The organism is Mycolicibacterium psychrotolerans (assembly GCF_010729305.1).
Classification (GTDB): domain Bacteria; phylum Actinomycetota; class Actinomycetes; order Mycobacteriales; family Mycobacteriaceae; genus Mycobacterium; species Mycobacterium psychrotolerans.
The window spans coordinates 1-16,178 of record NZ_AP022574.1; the positions used below are offsets into that span (position 1 = coordinate 1).

The window sequence follows — 16,178 nt, forward strand, 5'->3', positions numbered from 1 at the left end:
TGGGGCACGGCTCCCCGACGTGCCCCACTACGTATGCGACGACTGGCGACGGCCACGCCCTTATCCGCCGCCCTGATGGGCGCGGCTCAGGAGCGAGCGGCGAGGACCTCACGGAGCTGCAGGTTCGCCTCGCCACACGTACACAACCGGAGGGACGGCATGGTGAGCATCATTGATGAGCCGACAGTGGCCGGCGTATCACGTCCTGGGGTCGCCGGACCCGTCCATGAGGTCTGGCCGTCGCCAGCGAGCACGCGGTGAGCACCGCGGGCGTCATCGAGCCGCCGGTCTTCGACGCTGAGCCGGACTGGCGCTTTCCTCTTCGAGTGGGCTGCCTTCCCGGCATCGATGTCACCACACTTCATGCTGGCCATGGTGACAACGGTGGCGCTGAAGTGCCGCTGCGAGTGATGACGCTCGGCGTGACTGGTCTGAGCTGCGACATCATCGTGGTCCGAGAGTCCGAGCTACGCAGCCTGAGGGAAGCCACAACGGTGTCGGCCAATTTCGTCCTCCTACTTGGCCACGGCGTCCGCGGAATCGACGGCGCGCTGGTTGCCGCGTCGCGGAGCGTCGGAGCCATTGGTTACGCCAGAGCGGATGTCGCCCTCGATCGCGTCTTCGGCTTCATCCGCGAATTGACCCGTGGAGCCACTATCGAGGATGCGCTGCGCGCCTCGGGTCCCTATGCTCTGGAGGGAAACTCCGACGCGCTGGCCGTTGCGCCGCTCGAAGCGTTTCTGCGAAATGTGGCTGCCACAGCACGTGTCGCCGGGATCGACCTCGATTCTCCCCGACCGTCAGTGCCGGCGTACACCGAGGGACGACCGCGCTCGTCGGATCCTCGCGGTCCAGTGTCGCGGGCCCGGTGCCATGCTGCCGCCGCCGCGCGTCCCACCGACACGACTCCCCCCCTCGACACTGCACGACCTGGTCGGCAGCACCGAGGCGTACCAACGATGGGTCCGTCAGCCGGGCGGTGCGGCGATCGCGGCGGCACTGGCTGGTGATCAATCGGTCATCGAGTCACTCGATCGCCATCACGCCGGTGCCGCCGGCGTCAGCAGGTTCCTGCAAACTGCCCTTCATCGGCGCCACGCCGACGGCACTCGGCCCCGCATCGGATCCGGCTTCCTCCGAAACCAGCCGATGATGGTGGTGGTCGGCATCGGCCCCCTCGGCCCTACCCGGTTGGTGGCCGACGTCGCACTCGACGAAACACAACTCGGAGACCCTGGACCGTCCGGTTGGGAACTGGAGATCACGCTGAAGCCGGAGACAGGTGACATCGCTCGGCGACCCCTGCACCTCCCGGTCAGCGGCTCGACCGCCGACGCGATGTTTCCGCTCGACATCGAGCCGACGGTTACACAGTGGCGGCCGCCTCACCGTGTGGCACCGCTCGCGAGCCATCCAGAGCGCCGTGTTGTCCGGACCTGTCCTCGACAGCGACACCGATTCACAAGCAGGGCAACAACTCAGTCTCATCGTCGATGGCGAATTCCACCCGATGGCGGGGCTCGATACGCACTCCGCCGGCGGAGCCACCGTCGAACTCGACGCCAAGCCGGCTGTCTACTCCAGTTCCGGGGACTTTCTCATCGAGCCACGCGAAGAGGAAATGCGCAACGCCAGCAGTCGCATCGCCACCAAACTCGGGGAGATGGCTGTCGAACTCGACGAGGTTGCCGACCTGAACGATCCGCGCGCCCGTACGCTTCTCGAATACCTGGCGGTGCAGGGCTTCCTGCTGCTGCGAGCGATGTTCCCCAACCAACAGCAACGCGATGCGGTCAGACGAGAAGTTCCTCCAGGCCATCCGCCTCAGCGACGCTGCTCCGGAACTCCCCTACGAGTTCATCTACGACTTGCCGAGTCCCTCCGAGGACTTCACCCTGTGCACGGAATGGACCGACGGCATCAGCACCGGCGTCTGCCCACGGTGCCATCTCACCGACGCCGTCAACGGCGGAACCCTGTGCCCGTTGGGCTTCTGGGGATTGAGCAAGGTGATCGAACGGCACAACGCGGTAGGCAACGCGGAGCGGCAAGCACAAGCGCGACTGCGCCGAGGCGACATCGCCGGACGCACACCGGTTCCACTGAAACGAGCAGCGGTAGCACTCAGTGTCAAGGCCGACCGGGCGCCGAGGGGCGCCCCGGAGACCTACATTCCACCGTCGCGCAGGATCTCCCAGGCCCTGGAGGATGCGGGGCTTCCGTTCGACGGACCCATCACCGATTGGAAAGCCTGGCGGACTGTCATCACCGGACATCAACCTGACCTGCTCATCGTGCTGGGCCACGCACGATTCGACGACCGTCGCGGCGAATGGAGCATGCAGATCGGAGCCGACAGCGATCTGCATCTGACGCAGATCGAGGAGGGATGCGTCGATACCACGTCAGATAATCCCGGTCCGGTGGTCTTCCTGTTCGGATGCCTGACGGCGTCCGAGGGAGCCGAACAGGCAACCTTTGCCCGAATGTTCCGTGAGCACCGAGCATCTGTGGTCGTCGGGACGACGTCAACGGTGCTCGGCCGGCAGGCCGGTCCGGTCGCTGCCCAACTCGTCGCCGCGGTCAAATCCGCTGCAGGTCTTCAGCCGCTCGGCGAACTGTTGCGGCGGGCACGCGCGAGCGGGCTCGCCGAGGGGTCGCTGATGGCCATGGCGCTCAACGCCTTCGGGGACGCCGATTATCGCCTCACCGTCTGAGAGGAACCGAGATGTTCTCTGTCGAAATGCTGCCGGCCGGTCACGGTGACTGCTTGTGGATCGAATACGGCGATCCCGTGCGCCGCGTACTCGTCGACGGTGGCCCCTACTACAGCTACAAGCATCTGCGGGCCAGGATCGAACGGCTCGATCCGACAGACCGACATTTCGAACTGCTGATCATCACCCATGTCGATGCAGACCACATCGAGGGATCTTGCGGCTCCTGCAGGAAAGGCATCTGGGTGTGACCTTCGACGACGTGTGGTTCAACGGCACGCGCCAGATCAACGCCGCTTTGGATGACGGTGACCTGCTCGACGAACGGCAGGGCGAATACCTCCAGGCAGTGCTCACCCACTCCGGACAGCGGTGGAATGGCGCCTTCGACGGCGAAGCCATCTTCGTCCCCAGATGGCGAGTTGCCGACAGCCACTCTGGCCGGCGGGGCCCGCGTGCATGTTGTGTCGCCGACAGGCAGCGAATTGAAAGCCCTCGGCGCGCGGTGGGTCGACATCGTCGCCAAGGAGGGATTCGCCACCGGAGACACGGACACGGCGCTGACCAAGCTGGCTGAGCAGAAGCGCCTTCAACCGGTCGACACCTTGGGCGACGAGCCGGCTCCGGACGTCCTCGGCGAGTCCGACGACCCTCCGGGGAGCGATTCGTCTGTCGCCAACGGCAGCAGCATCGCGGTCATCCTGGACTACGACGGTCACCGCATCTTGCTTTCCGGTGACGCGTTCCCCGGCGTCCTGGTGGACGCGCGGGTCGTTACCCCGGCGGCACACCGGTCGATGTGGCGTTGTTCGCTGCCGCATCACGGGAGCATCCGGAACATGACCGACGAAATGATCGAAGCCGTTGCCTGTGAGCGGTTCGCGATCTCCAGTAACGGCAAGTACTTCGGTCATCCCAACGCCCGCGCGATCGATACCCTGCTCAATGCGCTGCCCGCCGACTGCGATCCGCAATTGTGGTTCAACTACCTTTCCGAGCAGACCAAGCCCTGGTGTGATCCGCAGCGACAGGAAGCGAAGAAGTACACGGCCAAGCACCCTTCCGATGAAGGCGATCACGGGATCACAGTTGCTATCCATTAGGCCTACCGAACGCGCAAGGCATCGGTTCAGCGGCCAGGTCATTCCCTGGTGACTCCAGCCGGCCAGATGATCCGCACGTCGCGGGAAAGGCTGCGGGCGTGCTCCACGATGTCGGCAGTGCCGCCTTCACCGCGTGCGGCCCGGCCGTCCCAGACCGCAACGAGAACATCGCTGAGATCGGCGATTAGCCGGCCGGCAGCGTGATACGCCGGCGCGCTCGGCGCCGGGAACGTCAGCTCGGTCCTATCGGACGCTGCCGAGAGCAGTTGCCGGTAGCGAGTCGCATCCGGGCCATGAAACGTCGTCGCGTATCCCGCGGATGGAAGGACAACGTGAAGTTTCCCGCCGGCAGCGAGGACTTCGGTGGCGAAGAGTTGGTCAGCACCGGCGGCGAGGCAGCTGTATCCGATGAACGAGTCGTACGGGGAAAGCACGTCGCGAATGCCTTGGGTGATGAAGTCGATCGCTGAGGCGGGAAGGGTTCGGTGGCCGGTGACCCCGATCCGCGTCATATCCGGCCGTTTTTCACCAGCGTCCAGTAGTGCATGCCCATCGGCGTCAACTGGCAGCCGGCGGAATTCATGGCGGCGTAGTACATGTGCTGCTCGCCGACCGGCTCGAGCAGCAGACAGGCGCGGAACTTCTGCAGGCCGGCAAAAATTTGCTCGTTGGGGTGACGTTCCTTCTGGTTGCTTGGCTCGTAGGTGGGGTCGAGCTGATAAATATGGTGGGGGGTGGGGAACCATTCGATCATTTTTCGCATGATGTGCAGTGGCACGCGTGGGTTGCACGTCCGGATGTCGTGCAGCCGGTCGATGTTGGCTTTGATGGTGGGCCGCTGATCCCATGCCCCAAAGGATTCCGACAACGCGGCATACAGCCCAGCCACGTTGACGTGGCCGAGAACGTCGGCAGCACCTGCGTCGAGCGCGCCCTGCAGGTACACGGAGAACTCACCGCGGGCATCGGCCGTTTCCATCGAGACCTGATCGCCGCGACTGGCGGTGAGCACCGCCAAACCGGTGCGCAGGTTCGCAAGACCGCTGCCGAGAGCCTCCACAGTGGTCGCCCCGCCCGAGAAGCAGCAGTCCAGAATCACAGTGACTTCCGATACTGCGCTTGCGTTGATGGTCGCCATGATGTCTGAGAATTGCAGGCCCGGTGTCATGGGTGTGCCGTCCGAGGTCACCAGCGTGACTCCGCCGCCGGCGGTTTGCGCCCCATGACCGGCGAAGTACAGCAGCGCGAAGTCGACGCCAGGCGAAAGCAGTTGCACGATCATCTGCTGCAGGCCCTCGCGGGGGAATCGCCTCGGCCGCGTCGCGCGCCACGGCAAGTCGGCAATCCATATTCGGGCTGCCGTCCTCGTTCCTGGCCAGCAACGGGTGCAGTGCGGCGGCGTCGTTGGCGCAGCCGTACAGCGGAGCGAAGTTCTCATAGTGATTGATGCCGACCAGTAGCGCTCGCTTCATGAAGTGCCCCCCTGTGGTGCGATGGTGCTTCTTCGATCCTGCCGCGCAGCGGCTTCTTTCGGCAGGTTTTCGACCGCAGGTTCAGCAGACGCCGGGCTAGGCCGACTTATGTACCACTCCTCTGGATGATCGCTTCTCTCAGTCGATGGAGGTCAGGAGCAGCCGCGAGCCCATGCCGACGGTGTAAGCCAGCCCGTCGGCGTATGCGTTGTAGAGACGCTGTAGGCAGCGCAATTCCCACAGCGTTTCCAAGGACACCCAGGCAATGTCGCGGGCCTTCTCGATGCTCCAGGAGCTGACCAGATGAGCGACAGGACTGAGGTGGTCATCGACGGCCTGCTCCAATTCGCAAAGAAATGATCGGCGGATCTCTCCTTCGGCCGCGGCGAGCAAGTCGTTGACTCTGTCGTAGTCCTCACGCAGCCCTGGACTGGTCGGATTCCGTCCGTGTGCGATGCAGGTGTTGATTACTGCAATCGGCAAGTCGTGTTCGATATGCGCGTTCATGCCGGCAAGGGCGAATTGGATCGGCAGCACGCCGCGCCGGGCTCGCATCGCGAACAAGGGCTCCCAGGCCGCAGGCGGCCGGTCACCGGCGTCGTACGCGTCGAACCACAAGCTGGCGAAGCGGACCGTCATGTCGGACATGAATGCGTCGTCCCGAAAGAATGCACCGGAATCGAGCCGTTCACCGATCTGGCGAGTCACTCGCAGGTAGACATCGTTGAAAACATGAGCACCATCAGGGCGCGGCGTCTCAGCAGCGATTTGTTGCATGCGGGCCGCCACCTGGGCCACGGTCGACACCGTCATGTCTTGATCACAGCAGATTTGCGCATCGCTCGCAGACGTTGGGCACTAAGCGCTCTTCCTTACTGCACTGGCCGGTACTGACACAGAGATGTCGAACCTTCAAGAAGACTCCAAGCCTGGATCACAAAGATAGTTCACACCGATGAGCCAGAACCGCAAGAAGGGCGCCTGTGATGAGACTCCGCGCACTCCCCCGCTTCGTCCTGCTGATGACTGTGCCTGCTTGCGGCCTGACCGCTTGTGGGGCCCGCGGAGTGCAAGCTGAGAACTTTGTCCGGGCATTGGCACACGAGATAAGCGCTGTGGACGGGTCGCTGGACGAGCGTGCCGTAACGACGCGGATCAACGGCATGTACTCGCAGCTCGGAAACACGAGTGATGAGAAGAAGGAGATCCTCCTCGAAACTGCATGCCAGGCGAAGGATCGGTGGGACCTCTCGCACGTCAGCTCCCTGGACGATGCCGCGAACTGGGTGGCCGGTAGAAGCGGGGCACCGGCAGTCAAGGCTCGTCTGCTCCTTTGGGATCTGAACGAGCTACAGAACGAGCCCACGCTGGCTGGAACCGGATCGCTCACCATAGATGCGGTGTGCGCCGCGGCCTGAGTAGAACGGGCAAAATTTCTCCGTCTATCGGACGGCGACGTTCGAAGTCCTTCAACTCCTTCGCATGAATGGATCCGCCATGCCTTGCGGCACATCGATTGCGCCGAGAAGGCCACGTCCGTGCGCCTCTCCCGCGAATGCCAATCGCTGGTGCACGTCGGACACGCGGATTATTCTCGTGTGGCGGCATACCACGGGGGGAAGACGCACATGCAGACAGGTCAGCGCAGGGATCGGCGCGACAGTCGACGCGGCAAGTGAACGATGCCTCGCATCTTCCTGAGCCACTCGCGTCGTGATAATCGGCAGGCGATTGCCCTGCGGCAGTGGCTCATCGAGCAGAACCCTCCGCTAGCCGAAGAAATCTACCTCGACCTCGACGCCGACACGGGGATTCAGGGTGGTCAGCGGTGGAAGGAGGCGTTGCGTCAGGCCAGCAGCCGCTGCGAGGCGGTGATATGCCTACTGTCCCCGAATGGGAGGACTCGCCGGAGTGCCGGACCGAGTACCGATTCGCTGAGTACCTGAACAAGCGCATCTTCACTGTGCTGATCGCACCTCTCGCCGGCGATGACCCCACCCGGGAATGGCAACAGATCGACCTGTGCAGCGCCGGCTCCGTCACCAACATCGCGGTGGACGACGGCGGATTCGTGAACTTCTCGTCGGAGGGTCTTCACCGGCTGCGCCAAGGCATCATCGGATCCGGCATTGCGGCCGACTCCTTCGGGTGGCCCCGCCGACGACCCGCGGCGCGCCGTATCGCGGCTGGGAACCGCTCGAGGCCGCCGACGCGGCGATCTTCTTCGGGCGCGACGCCGAGATACTCCGGGGGCTGGACGCACTGCGGCGTATGCGCCGCACCAAGGTGGAGACCGTTTTCGCGATTCTGGGTCCGTCCGGCACCGGGAAGTCGTCCTTTCTGCGCGCCGGTCTCTTACCCCGAGTGATCCGTGACGACCGCGAGTTCGTCGTGCTCGACATCGTGCGACCTCAATCCAGCGTTCTGACCGGAGACACCGGTCTGGCCCGCGCCATCCACGCAGCACGGTCGCGATTGGATCTAACCGACCCGACCCTCGGGGCGATCAAGCAGGCGTGTACCGCAGCAGGCGTAGGCGCGCTCGAAGCACTGCTCCGCGAGATCCAACACGCAGCGAGCGCCAGACTGCTCGTCGAAAAAGGGGAACTGCCACTTCCCACCGTGGTGCTGCCCGTTGATCAGGCTGAGGAATTGTTCAGCGTCGACGCCGGTCCCGAGGCACAACGATTCTTGGACTTGATCGCTGCACTCGGTACCGCAAGCGGCGACGCCACCAACGGCGGTGGCCTCGGACTGATCGTGGCGCTGACGATCCGCACCGACCGCTACGTTGCTCTGCAGACCGCGCCTCAGCTCAGCGCGCTGCACACCATCGTATTCGATGAGCTCAAACCGATGCCGCGCACGCAATTCAAAGAGGTGATCACCGGGCCGGCAGAACGAGCGACTCAAGGCGGCTATCCCCTGCTTATCGATGAAGCTCTGGTCAATCAGCTACTCGAGGACTGCACCGAAGGCGCCGACACGCTGCCGCTGCTGGCGCTCACGCTCGCTCGTCTCTACGAAGACTATGCCGACACGGGAGCCGGCAACGCCACGGTCCGAACACTGACACTGGCGCACTACGAGTCGATGGGTGGGATGCGTAGCGTCGTGGGCTCTGAGATCGACAAGCTGCTGTCCGGGGATAGCCGTACCCGAGCTGCTGAATATCGTTCTTTGCGTTCAGCATTCGTACCCTGGTTGACGACGGTGAACCCGGAGAACGATCAACCGGTTCGACGCTTGGCGCGGTGGGCGGACCTACCAGAAGACAGCCGGCCGCTCATCGAGAAGTTCGTCAGAGCCCGCCTGCTGATGCGCGACGATCGCGCGGGTGAGATCACCGTTGAAGTGGCCCTGGAAAGTCTGCTGCGTCAATGGGACGAACTGGCGGTGTGGTTGTCGGACGCCCGCGAACAACTCAAGGCTGCCGACTCTCTGGGAACTGCTGCCCATGCTTGGCGCAGCAACGACCGTGACGACGCCTGGCTGCTGCAGGGAACTCGACTCGCCGAAGCCCAGACCCTCGCCCGCGACAGTAATTTTCGCGAGCGCCTTTCGGGTATCCGCGACTACCTCGATGCCTCGCAGGAACGTGAGGACAAGGACGAGGAAGCTCAGAGGCGACTGCGGGAAGCGAAAGTCTTGGCCGCCCAGAAGTTGGCTGCTACTGAAGCGGCGGCGCGCGAGCAAGCACAGGCCCATGCCGCGGTGTTACGGAAGCGTTCGCGTGTGCTGCGTGCCGTGCTGGCGATCACGCTGGTCGTGGCCATCGTCGCGGCTGCCGGGTTCTTCGCAGCCGTTTCGGCCTCGCACCGCGCGAACTCGGCGACCCACGACGCGGTAGCGCTACGACTCACTGCTGAGGGGCAAGCCATCCTCGCTGGGATCAGCCCCGGTGGAGACACCCGGGCGTTGCAGGAAATCCTTGCCGCACCGAGGGTCTCGCCGGCCGCCGACCAGAGCGCACAACTGCTGGCGATCACCTCCCGGAGCGACACCGACAAGATCATCGAGCAGAATGCCGAAGTCACCAGTGCGGCCTTCGATCCGACCGGCGACCGCCTTGTCACGGGCAGCGCTGACTCGACCGTGCGACTGTGGGATGCCCACACGGGCCGACTCATCGAAGAACCGCTCACCGGCCACACCGCCGCTATCCGCAGTGTCGCATTCAGCCCAGACGGTCACCGCATCGCCTCCGGGGGTGACGACCACACACTCCGCATCTGGAATGCCGACACCGGCACACCAGTCGGGCGCCCGTTGAGTGGCCACACCGACGCGGTCCGCAGTGTCGCTTTCAGTCCAGACGGTCACCGGATCGCTTCTGGAAGCCAGGACGCGACGGTTCGGGTGTGGAACGCCGACAATGGCGAACCGATCGGTGCTCCCCTCGCTCGACACAGTGATTCAGTGTGGAGCGTCGGGTACAACAATGACGGAAGCCTACTCGCCTCCGCCAGCGGCGATGGCACGATCAGGCTGTGGGACAGCACTTCACGCTCCCCCATCGGTGAGCCGCTCAGAGGACACGACGGGGCTGTGCGATCCGTGGCGTTCAGCCCCGATGGGCGCCGCCTGGTCTCGGGCAGCGCCGACAGAACGATTCGTTTGTGGAACGTCGCGGACAGGCAACAGATAGGCACGCCGCTCGTGGGTCACACTGACATCGTCCGGTCGGTGGCATTCAGTCCCGATGGTCACCGCATCGTCTCCGCCAGCCGTGACAAGACGGTTCGGCTATGGAACGCCGATGATGGGACCGCAATCGCCGGCCCGTTGACGGGTCACGTCGAACCCGTCTCCAGTGCCGCGTTCGACCGAACCGGCGAGCGCATCGTGTCAGCCAGTGATGACCGCAGCTTCCGTATCTGGACAAGCTACCCCGATGCGCCTGTCGGGATGGCGCTCACCGGCCACAGCGGTCCCGTCCGCAGCGTGGCACTGAGCACTGACGGCCGCCGGGTGGCCTCCGGCGGCGACGACCGAACCGTGCGGGTGTGGGACGCCGACAGCGGAAAACAGATCGGGAGACCCCTCCATGGCCACACCGATGCAGTCAACACGGTGGCATTCAGCCCAGACGGGCACCGCATCGCCTCAGGCGCCGGCACCGGCGACGAAACCGTGCGCATCTGGAACGCTGACACAGGGCAACTGATCGGCAAACCTCTGGCGGGCCACACCGATGCCGTGTACAGCGTGGCGTTCAGCCCAGACGGCCACCGCCTGGTCTCCGGCGGCGCCGACCACACGCTCCTTCTGTGGAACGCCGACACTGGGCAGCGTATCGGTGATCCGCTTGTCGGGCACGAAAGTGTCGTCCGGAGTGTGGCATTCAGCCCCGACGGCAAGCACATCGCGTCCGGCGGTGATGACGGTACCGTGCGGGTTTGGGACGCCGACAACGGTGAACCGATCGGCCCGCCGCTGCGCCATGACGACATCGTTCGCAGCGTGGCGTTCAGCCCTGACGGGCACCACATCGTGTCCGCCGGATTCGACAAGGTGCTGCGTTTCTGGGATACCGACTCACATGATCCCGTCGGCACGATGCGCACCACCGACTGGATCTTCAGCATCGCATACGGACCCAGTGACGACCGTCTCGTGACGGGCAGCGTCGACCACGGTGTGCGATTCTGGAACAACGACTCCGGCGAGCCGATGGGACCTCCCGTCGTAGCACCTGACGAGGTTTACAGTGTCGCATTCAGCGCCGACGGACAGCGCATTGCCTCCGGCGGCAAAGATGCGACCGTATGGGTGTGGCCGGGACCGGCAGCCTGGCCGGAATTGTTGTGCAGCAAACTGACTGCCAATCCCAGCCACCACCAGTGGGATGACTGGGTGTCTCGCGACATCGACTACGAGCCGGTCTGCCACGACCTTCCTGTGGCCTCAGACGACCATTGATTGGCGCAGTGGGCGCTGTCAACTGTCACCCCACCGGTCATTGTTGAAGGTAGCGGCCGCAGGATATGTCCTGCTCAGGCCCTGTGACATACCTCCCTGAGTATGGACGTGGTGAAACTCTGCGTATTCCACGAGGAGACGGCCGGGAAAACGAGTAGGGACTACGCGCGACGTCACGTTGGCCGGCTCATAGCTTTGAGGCATGCAGGTCCAGTAGGGCCAAGCGTTCGAATACTTTGAGCAGGAGCACTGAAATGACTGAATTGGCAACACGTCCGAACGTCTCGCCCCGAGTCCAGCCCGAGGAAGTCCCGGTCACCACAGCACCGGCGCAGCCGCCGACGCTGATCACCGAGCAGCAGGTCCTCATCGGTTCGGCTGCAGCACTGACAAGCCCCCGGGTCCGGCGCAACCTCCGGAGCACGGTTCGATCGCTGTTCGTGCGCGCCGAGACGACCGAAGGACCTGCCCGGCGGCGTAGATACCCGAAGCACTACGACTTCATCGAGGATGCGGCGATGTCGCGGATGATGGACCGGCTGTAGGAGGTAGAGCGCGAGTCAATTCACCGATGCACCGTCCGTGCCGACGTCGAGTATCTTGCCGGCGCGTTGGTCGACATAGCGCGTGACGGCTTGTTGGCCCGCCCCGAAGACAACGGCGGACAAGAAGGTCGCCGGCCATGTCGTCGGTACAGCTACGGTGAGAACTCCAGATCCCAGAACCGCCTGGCCGATCACGGCGACCAGGGGACCGAAGACGATCTTGAGCAAGGCTTGCTGAAGGCAGATTGAAAGGACCGAAGTCGGTGGGGATCTTGGCGATTGCTGGTATCGCCGTGAACAGCGCACCGACAGCCCGAAGAGCATCACCGTCACCAGCGGGACCCAGGCGGTGCCGTGCCAATCTGCAGGCGAAGTGATGACGTTTACTTGGGGAAGCAACCATTGGGCAACGGCAATGAGGACCGCGAACAGCCCGCTGAACGCTGAGGCGATGAGAAGCCGGTTCCGAAAGTAGCGGGCCTGTTGTTGATTGCCGTCGGCAAGGTGGTGTGAGCTCGGAGAACCTCCGCAATGCACGCGCGCAGCGGCGCCAACGGCGGGTCACCTCCCGCTACCGTCGCTGACCGAAGGCGATCGAGCAGCATCAGCCGTGGATCGTCACCGGCGAGGTGTCTCCTGCCATAAGCGAGGACTGCTGCAGCGCGTGCACCTATGTCACCGTCGGGCAGCAGGTACACGGTGCGTTCCTCGGCTTCGCGCAGGGCTGCCCATGCGCGTTCGACCTCTGTTCCCCACCACCATTTCGCCACACCGACGTCGGCTGTCGCCGCATCCTCGGCGGCGTCGAGCAGGACCTCGACGGTTCGAACGCGGCTTTCATCGTGCCGACCGTCGTGTTTGAGGCGTTCCAGTTCGCCCTGTAGCGCGAGGACGCGGCGAAAGACACTCTGCCTCCAGGGAGCGCTGTGCTCTTTCTCGGCCGGATGTCGAGGCCGCCGAGGGGGCATCTCAGCGGTCTCCGCCTCGGCAGGGCCAGGCGATGTGCTCGGCGCCGGACTCAGGGATCGGTTCGCAGGAGTCGACGCCTGGCCTGTCGCCCGTCCCCCCACGGTGCGCCACGCCCGCGGATGGGAAGTACTCATGCGCCCTGGAGTCGGGCTGCGACGTCGAATTGGAAGAGCTGATCCCAGTTGCTCCACGTGCCCGGCAAGAGGAACAACGTGCAACCTTGGGGCGGTCCGCCGAATCACGCTCGTGGCGTGGTCTACAGCGGTCATTCCGCCCCAGAGGGCGAAGCGCGGGTCAGCGTACATCCCATGGGCCTGGGTAGCGACGAACTTCACCGCATCGAAGATCAGCCAGATCACCGAGCGCAATGCGAACAATGTCTGGAAGGGATTGAGGAAGGCGCCGATGACATTGTCGTTGCCCGTAGTGATGGCCCCCGCGAGCGGCCGTAGGACGCCGTGGAGGTTCTGGTCGACCGGATCATCACCGGCGTCGGCCTCGCCGGTGAGAATGCGACCCGGCAGGGTCACCAACATCCGGATCAGGAAGGCCGCAAAATCCACCGTCAGTTCAGCTTTGGCCAAGATCTCGTACAGCACGAACAGTAGTCCCCGCGCACGGGGATACCAGTCCCCAGTCACACTGTAGGACCAGTAGCGGTCGCGAACCCATTCCGGTTGCGGCGTTTTCGAGATTCCCTCCCCGTCATCGTTGCCGAGCAGGGAGCCTTCGGCCGGCATGCAGGGTCACCGAAGGTGGTTACGCCTGCCACGAACTGCCGCCAGTCCGACGGCAATGCGTTCAGGCTTTTGCATACCGAGACTCCGCCCATCGAGTATCCGATCAGCCAGATAGGCGTGCCCGCCATCGCCCGGTACAGCCGGATGAATTCATCGCGGAACTGGTCGGTTGCCTTCTCGAAGCTGTGTGCCTCCGGTGGATTGAGGAAGGCGCGTGAGTCAGCCCAGACACCCTGGATCGGGTACCGGCCCCGCAGGGTCGGCGGGATGGCGGCATCCGGAGGGACAAATGCACCAATTGCTCTGCGGAAGGCGAGATCCGCGATGCCAAGGTCCTCCGCTCGGGCGAGGCGCATTCCACCGGCCATGCGCGCCAGGAGATCGGGATCGTTGTTGATGAACTTCGCGAGTTCCTTCACCGCTGCTGCAGTCTCGTCGGTGTACTGCTCGTCTTCCTTGACTCCGAGCGCCTTCGCGTGGCTGTTGGCCGGGAAGGCCGCCAGCATGCGTCGCTCGATCTTCGTGACCTCGGCACTACTGTCTCCCGGGCCATATCCGATCCAATTCCCAGACGCATCCCTGGCCATTATCGACCCCTCGTTGTCGGATTATTTGCCATCGCTTCGATCCTTCGTTGGTCCGCGCCTCACGCGGCAGGTGCGGGACTCGTCTCAGCTGGTCTTCTTGGCCGGCTTTTTGGCATGTGGCTTCCTGGTCGCCGCACTGGCCGCGGTTTTCTTCGCCGGCGTCTTTTTGGCCGGGATTTTCTTCGGGGGTACCTTCTTGGCCGCGGCCTTTCTGGGAGCCGTTGAGCCGTTCGGTGTGGTGGACAGACCTCGCGTGGTCAGTGCCTCGAGCATGGTCGAGAGCTCGTCGAGCTGATGGCGTAGGTCGGTAGCGAAGCAGCCGATTTCGTGGAGGTAATCCACCACAGTGTTGCCGCCGAGTTGTCGCCAACCGTTTCCGCCGGGTCCTCGCAACTGATCCCAGATCTCCTCCAATAGTTGACGATCGGATCGAGGATTGGGCTCCGGAAGCAGCTTGGGCGGCAGAACAGGGTCGGGATCCGGTTCGGGCGCGGGCATGGGTTGCTCCCCGGGGAAGACCGCGTCGTCCAGATCCTTTTGGACCTCACCGCGGAACCAGTCCATCGACAGGTTTCCTGGATCCCATTTGCCCTGAGCGGAACCGGCGTACTCCTTGTGCCCGATGACGCGCTCTGAGCTGTAACCCAGCTTCGTCAGCACTGCCGCCGTGGCGTCGCGCATGGTGATGATGAGCGGCGCGCTCCACGGCTCGCATGTGTCGCACCCGCCGGGCAGTTCCGGCCGCGGAGTGGGCCAGCAGCATTCGAATCCGATCAGTCGCCGGTTGCCGCAGTCGGTGCCGACGCCTTGGTAGGAGCCGCGGCCGGCGTGGTTGCACGGACCCACCGCGATGAGGTGACATGTACCGTCTGGCTTGATCAGACACTGCGCCAACGGGCCTGGCAAGAAGCCGCCCGGCTGATGAACTCCGTCTCGTATCGCCGAGACGGTTTCGTTGATATTTCCGGTGTGATGGATCATCACCCCCCAGACATCGCCCATGGCGCCACCGGTCCCGCGCTTCTCCCAGTCCGGTTCGACGACAAGGCGATCGCCGAGCGCTTCGCGCAGCACATCCTCCAGCCACACCGGATCCCCGACAAATCCCATCACTTCTCCTGACTTCTTCGCCACCAGCGTTGGCTCCGGTACGGCTGCCTCGGCGAGGGCTCGGCGTAGGACGTCCCATGCCTCGTCCCAGTGTTGTTGGTAACGCTCGCCGAAACCCGAACCCTGAACATCCTGGGCGAAGCGGCCGGCCAGCGCGGGATTGTCTGCAGCGCTGCGCCAATCGTGTGTCAGGCGGGCGAGGAACTGGTCGGCGGCGTCCTCCAAGGTCATCCGGGATCGCATCGGTCCCCACCAGTCATCGCTTCCCGACGGCGTCTCGCCGGGACGGCGGTTCTGCTGCTGGAAATAGCCGACGCTGAACCCGTCATCAGATTGTGAATCGAATTGGTAATTCCGCGACGTCGAGTCCTTCGCGTTCCAAGGACACCACCAATGCCCGTTACTTCCGCTCTCCACCGCGATCGTCATCAGCGCGATCGCAGTAGCGAGTTCGTCGAGTCCGCGCCGAAGCGAAACACCGTGGACTATCCGCGCAATCTCTTCCCGGGAACGCATCGGTCGCGGTTCGAACGAGACCCAACTCATCGCGGATCACCTCGCCTTGGGATCGTGGCGAACGCACCGAAGACCAGGTGACCTCGGTTCCGCTGACGGATCGCTGGGACCTCGGCCTTCGTGTCTCGTCTCGACATGTCATCTCCCCGTTGCCGATGTGCTGTTCCAAAGAGTAGGGGCGGAGATGCGCGGGCACATGAGTACTCGACTACCTAACTTCAGCCGACTCCGCGCGACGTAGGCTGCCTTTGAATCCGGCCGGGAGCAGAGGCTGTTGGGGGTTGCACATGACCGACGCGCAGCTGGCTTGTCGCACCTGTTCACCGCACGCAGTAGTCGAATACTGACGCGAGCGGGGCGATGCCGTACTTCAATGTCACTACGGCGCCTCCTGGGCGTCCGCCCATTGCGCCAAGGACGTGCCGATGATTACTTCGAAGGGCCAACAGGAACCGGTCCTGGTCTGCCGGGTCGATGCAGAACGTGGCACCACCGGT

The 16,178-nt window shown here is 64.0% G+C and carries 17 protein-coding genes; 8 read left to right on the top strand and 9 right to left on the bottom strand.

Going from position 1 to position 16,178, the window contains the following annotated elements; all coding sequences use genetic code 11:
- The first annotated feature begins 257 nt into the window (after window positions 1-257).
- On the top strand, window positions 258-1,010 hold the full coding sequence (locus G6N45_RS00005) for a hypothetical protein (protein ID WP_163719597.1): 753 nt from the start codon (window positions 258-260) through the stop codon (window positions 1,008-1,010).
- Window positions 1,011-1,026: 16 nt separating this feature from the next.
- On the opposite strand, the gene G6N45_RS00010 is transcribed toward G6N45_RS00005, so the two are convergent.
- Both G6N45_RS00010 and G6N45_RS00015 read right to left on the bottom strand, forming a co-directional pair.
- Window positions 1,027-1,224, bottom strand: coding sequence for a hypothetical protein (locus G6N45_RS00010; protein WP_163719600.1), 198 nt, complete (start codon window positions 1,222-1,224; stop codon window positions 1,027-1,029).
- Window positions 1,225-1,459: 235 nt separating this feature from the next.
- Complete coding sequence (locus G6N45_RS00015) at window positions 1,460-1,819, bottom strand: hypothetical protein (RefSeq protein ID WP_163719602.1); 360 nt, start codon at window positions 1,817-1,819, stop codon at window positions 1,460-1,462.
- Here G6N45_RS00015 and G6N45_RS00020 point away from each other — a divergent pair.
- The 3 genes from G6N45_RS00020 (at window position 1,788) to G6N45_RS00030 (ending at window position 3,820) form a co-directional block, all read left to right on the top strand.
- A complete protein-coding gene (locus G6N45_RS00020) occupies window positions 1,788-2,717 on the top strand; it encodes a hypothetical protein (RefSeq protein WP_163719604.1) in 930 nt (309 codons plus the stop codon). The two genes, G6N45_RS00015 and G6N45_RS00020, sit on opposite strands and share 32 nt — an antisense overlap.
- Window positions 2,718-2,728: 11 nt before the next feature.
- Entirely contained in the window at window positions 2,729-2,968 is a 240-nt protein-coding gene (locus tag G6N45_RS00025; RefSeq protein ID WP_163719606.1) for a ComEC/Rec2 family competence protein, read from the top strand.
- 126 nt (window positions 2,969-3,094) lie between these two features.
- Window positions 3,095-3,820 carry a ComEC/Rec2 family competence protein gene (locus G6N45_RS00030; RefSeq protein ID WP_163719608.1) on the top strand — a complete coding sequence of 242 codons (726 nt, stop codon included), beginning with the start codon at window positions 3,095-3,097 and terminating at the stop codon, window positions 3,818-3,820.
- A gap of 38 nt (window positions 3,821-3,858) precedes the next feature.
- Here G6N45_RS00030 and G6N45_RS00035 read toward each other — a convergent pair whose 3' ends face one another.
- From G6N45_RS00035 to G6N45_RS00045, 3 genes are all read right to left on the bottom strand, one after another.
- Window positions 3,859-4,332, bottom strand: a complete 474-nt coding sequence (locus tag G6N45_RS00035) for a hypothetical protein (protein ID WP_163719610.1) — start codon at window positions 4,330-4,332, stop codon at window positions 3,859-3,861.
- A complete protein-coding gene (locus G6N45_RS00040; RefSeq protein ID WP_197746862.1) occupies window positions 4,329-5,102 on the bottom strand; it encodes a caspase family protein in 774 nt (257 codons plus the stop codon). The genes G6N45_RS00035 and G6N45_RS00040 overlap by 4 nt, the downstream gene beginning before the upstream one ends.
- 328 nt (window positions 5,103-5,430) lie before the next feature.
- The gene (locus G6N45_RS00045) at window positions 5,431-6,105 is read right to left on the bottom strand and encodes a DUF5995 family protein (RefSeq protein ID WP_163719612.1); all 675 of its coding nucleotides are present in this window, start codon (window positions 6,103-6,105) and stop codon (window positions 5,431-5,433) included.
- Between the two features lie 302 nt (window positions 6,106-6,407).
- Here G6N45_RS00045 and G6N45_RS00050 point away from each other — a divergent pair, with 302 nt between their 5' ends.
- The 4 genes from G6N45_RS00050 (at window position 6,408) to G6N45_RS00065 (ending at window position 11,759) form a co-directional block, all read left to right on the top strand.
- Complete coding sequence (locus tag G6N45_RS00050; protein ID WP_163719614.1) at window positions 6,408-6,710, top strand: hypothetical protein; 303 nt, start codon at window positions 6,408-6,410, stop codon at window positions 6,708-6,710.
- A 264-nt stretch (window positions 6,711-6,974) separates the two neighbouring features.
- Window positions 6,975-7,238, top strand: a complete 264-nt coding sequence (locus G6N45_RS00055; protein ID WP_163719616.1) for a TIR domain-containing protein — start codon at window positions 6,975-6,977, stop codon at window positions 7,236-7,238.
- 202 nt (window positions 7,239-7,440) lie between these two features.
- Complete coding sequence (locus G6N45_RS00060) at window positions 7,441-11,214, top strand: nSTAND1 domain-containing NTPase (RefSeq protein WP_163719618.1); 3,774 nt, start codon at window positions 7,441-7,443, stop codon at window positions 11,212-11,214.
- Window positions 11,215-11,468: 254 nt separating this feature from the next.
- A complete protein-coding gene (locus G6N45_RS00065) occupies window positions 11,469-11,759 on the top strand; it encodes a hypothetical protein (RefSeq protein ID WP_163719621.1) in 291 nt (96 codons plus the stop codon).
- A gap of 15 nt (window positions 11,760-11,774) precedes the next feature.
- Here the strand turns inward: G6N45_RS00065 and G6N45_RS27895 are convergent, their stop codons facing one another.
- The 4 genes from G6N45_RS27895 to G6N45_RS27910 all read right to left on the bottom strand — a co-directional run bounded on the left by G6N45_RS27895 (window position 11,775) and on the right by G6N45_RS27910 (window position 15,711).
- Window positions 11,775-12,092: a hypothetical protein gene (locus G6N45_RS27895; RefSeq protein ID WP_246228819.1), complete on the bottom strand. Its 318-nt coding sequence runs from the start codon at window positions 12,090-12,092 to the stop codon at window positions 11,775-11,777.
- A 50-nt stretch (window positions 12,093-12,142) separates the two neighbouring features.
- A complete protein-coding gene (locus G6N45_RS27900; protein ID WP_246228820.1) occupies window positions 12,143-13,327 on the bottom strand; it encodes a DUF4682 domain-containing protein in 1,185 nt (394 codons plus the stop codon).
- 38 nt (window positions 13,328-13,365) lie between these two features.
- Complete coding sequence (locus G6N45_RS27905; protein ID WP_246228821.1) at window positions 13,366-13,974, bottom strand: hypothetical protein; 609 nt, start codon at window positions 13,972-13,974, stop codon at window positions 13,366-13,368.
- 165 nt (window positions 13,975-14,139) lie between these two features.
- A complete protein-coding gene (locus G6N45_RS27910) occupies window positions 14,140-15,711 on the bottom strand; it encodes an N-acetylmuramoyl-L-alanine amidase (RefSeq protein WP_246228822.1) in 1,572 nt (523 codons plus the stop codon).
- Window positions 15,712-16,178 lie beyond the last annotated feature (467 nt).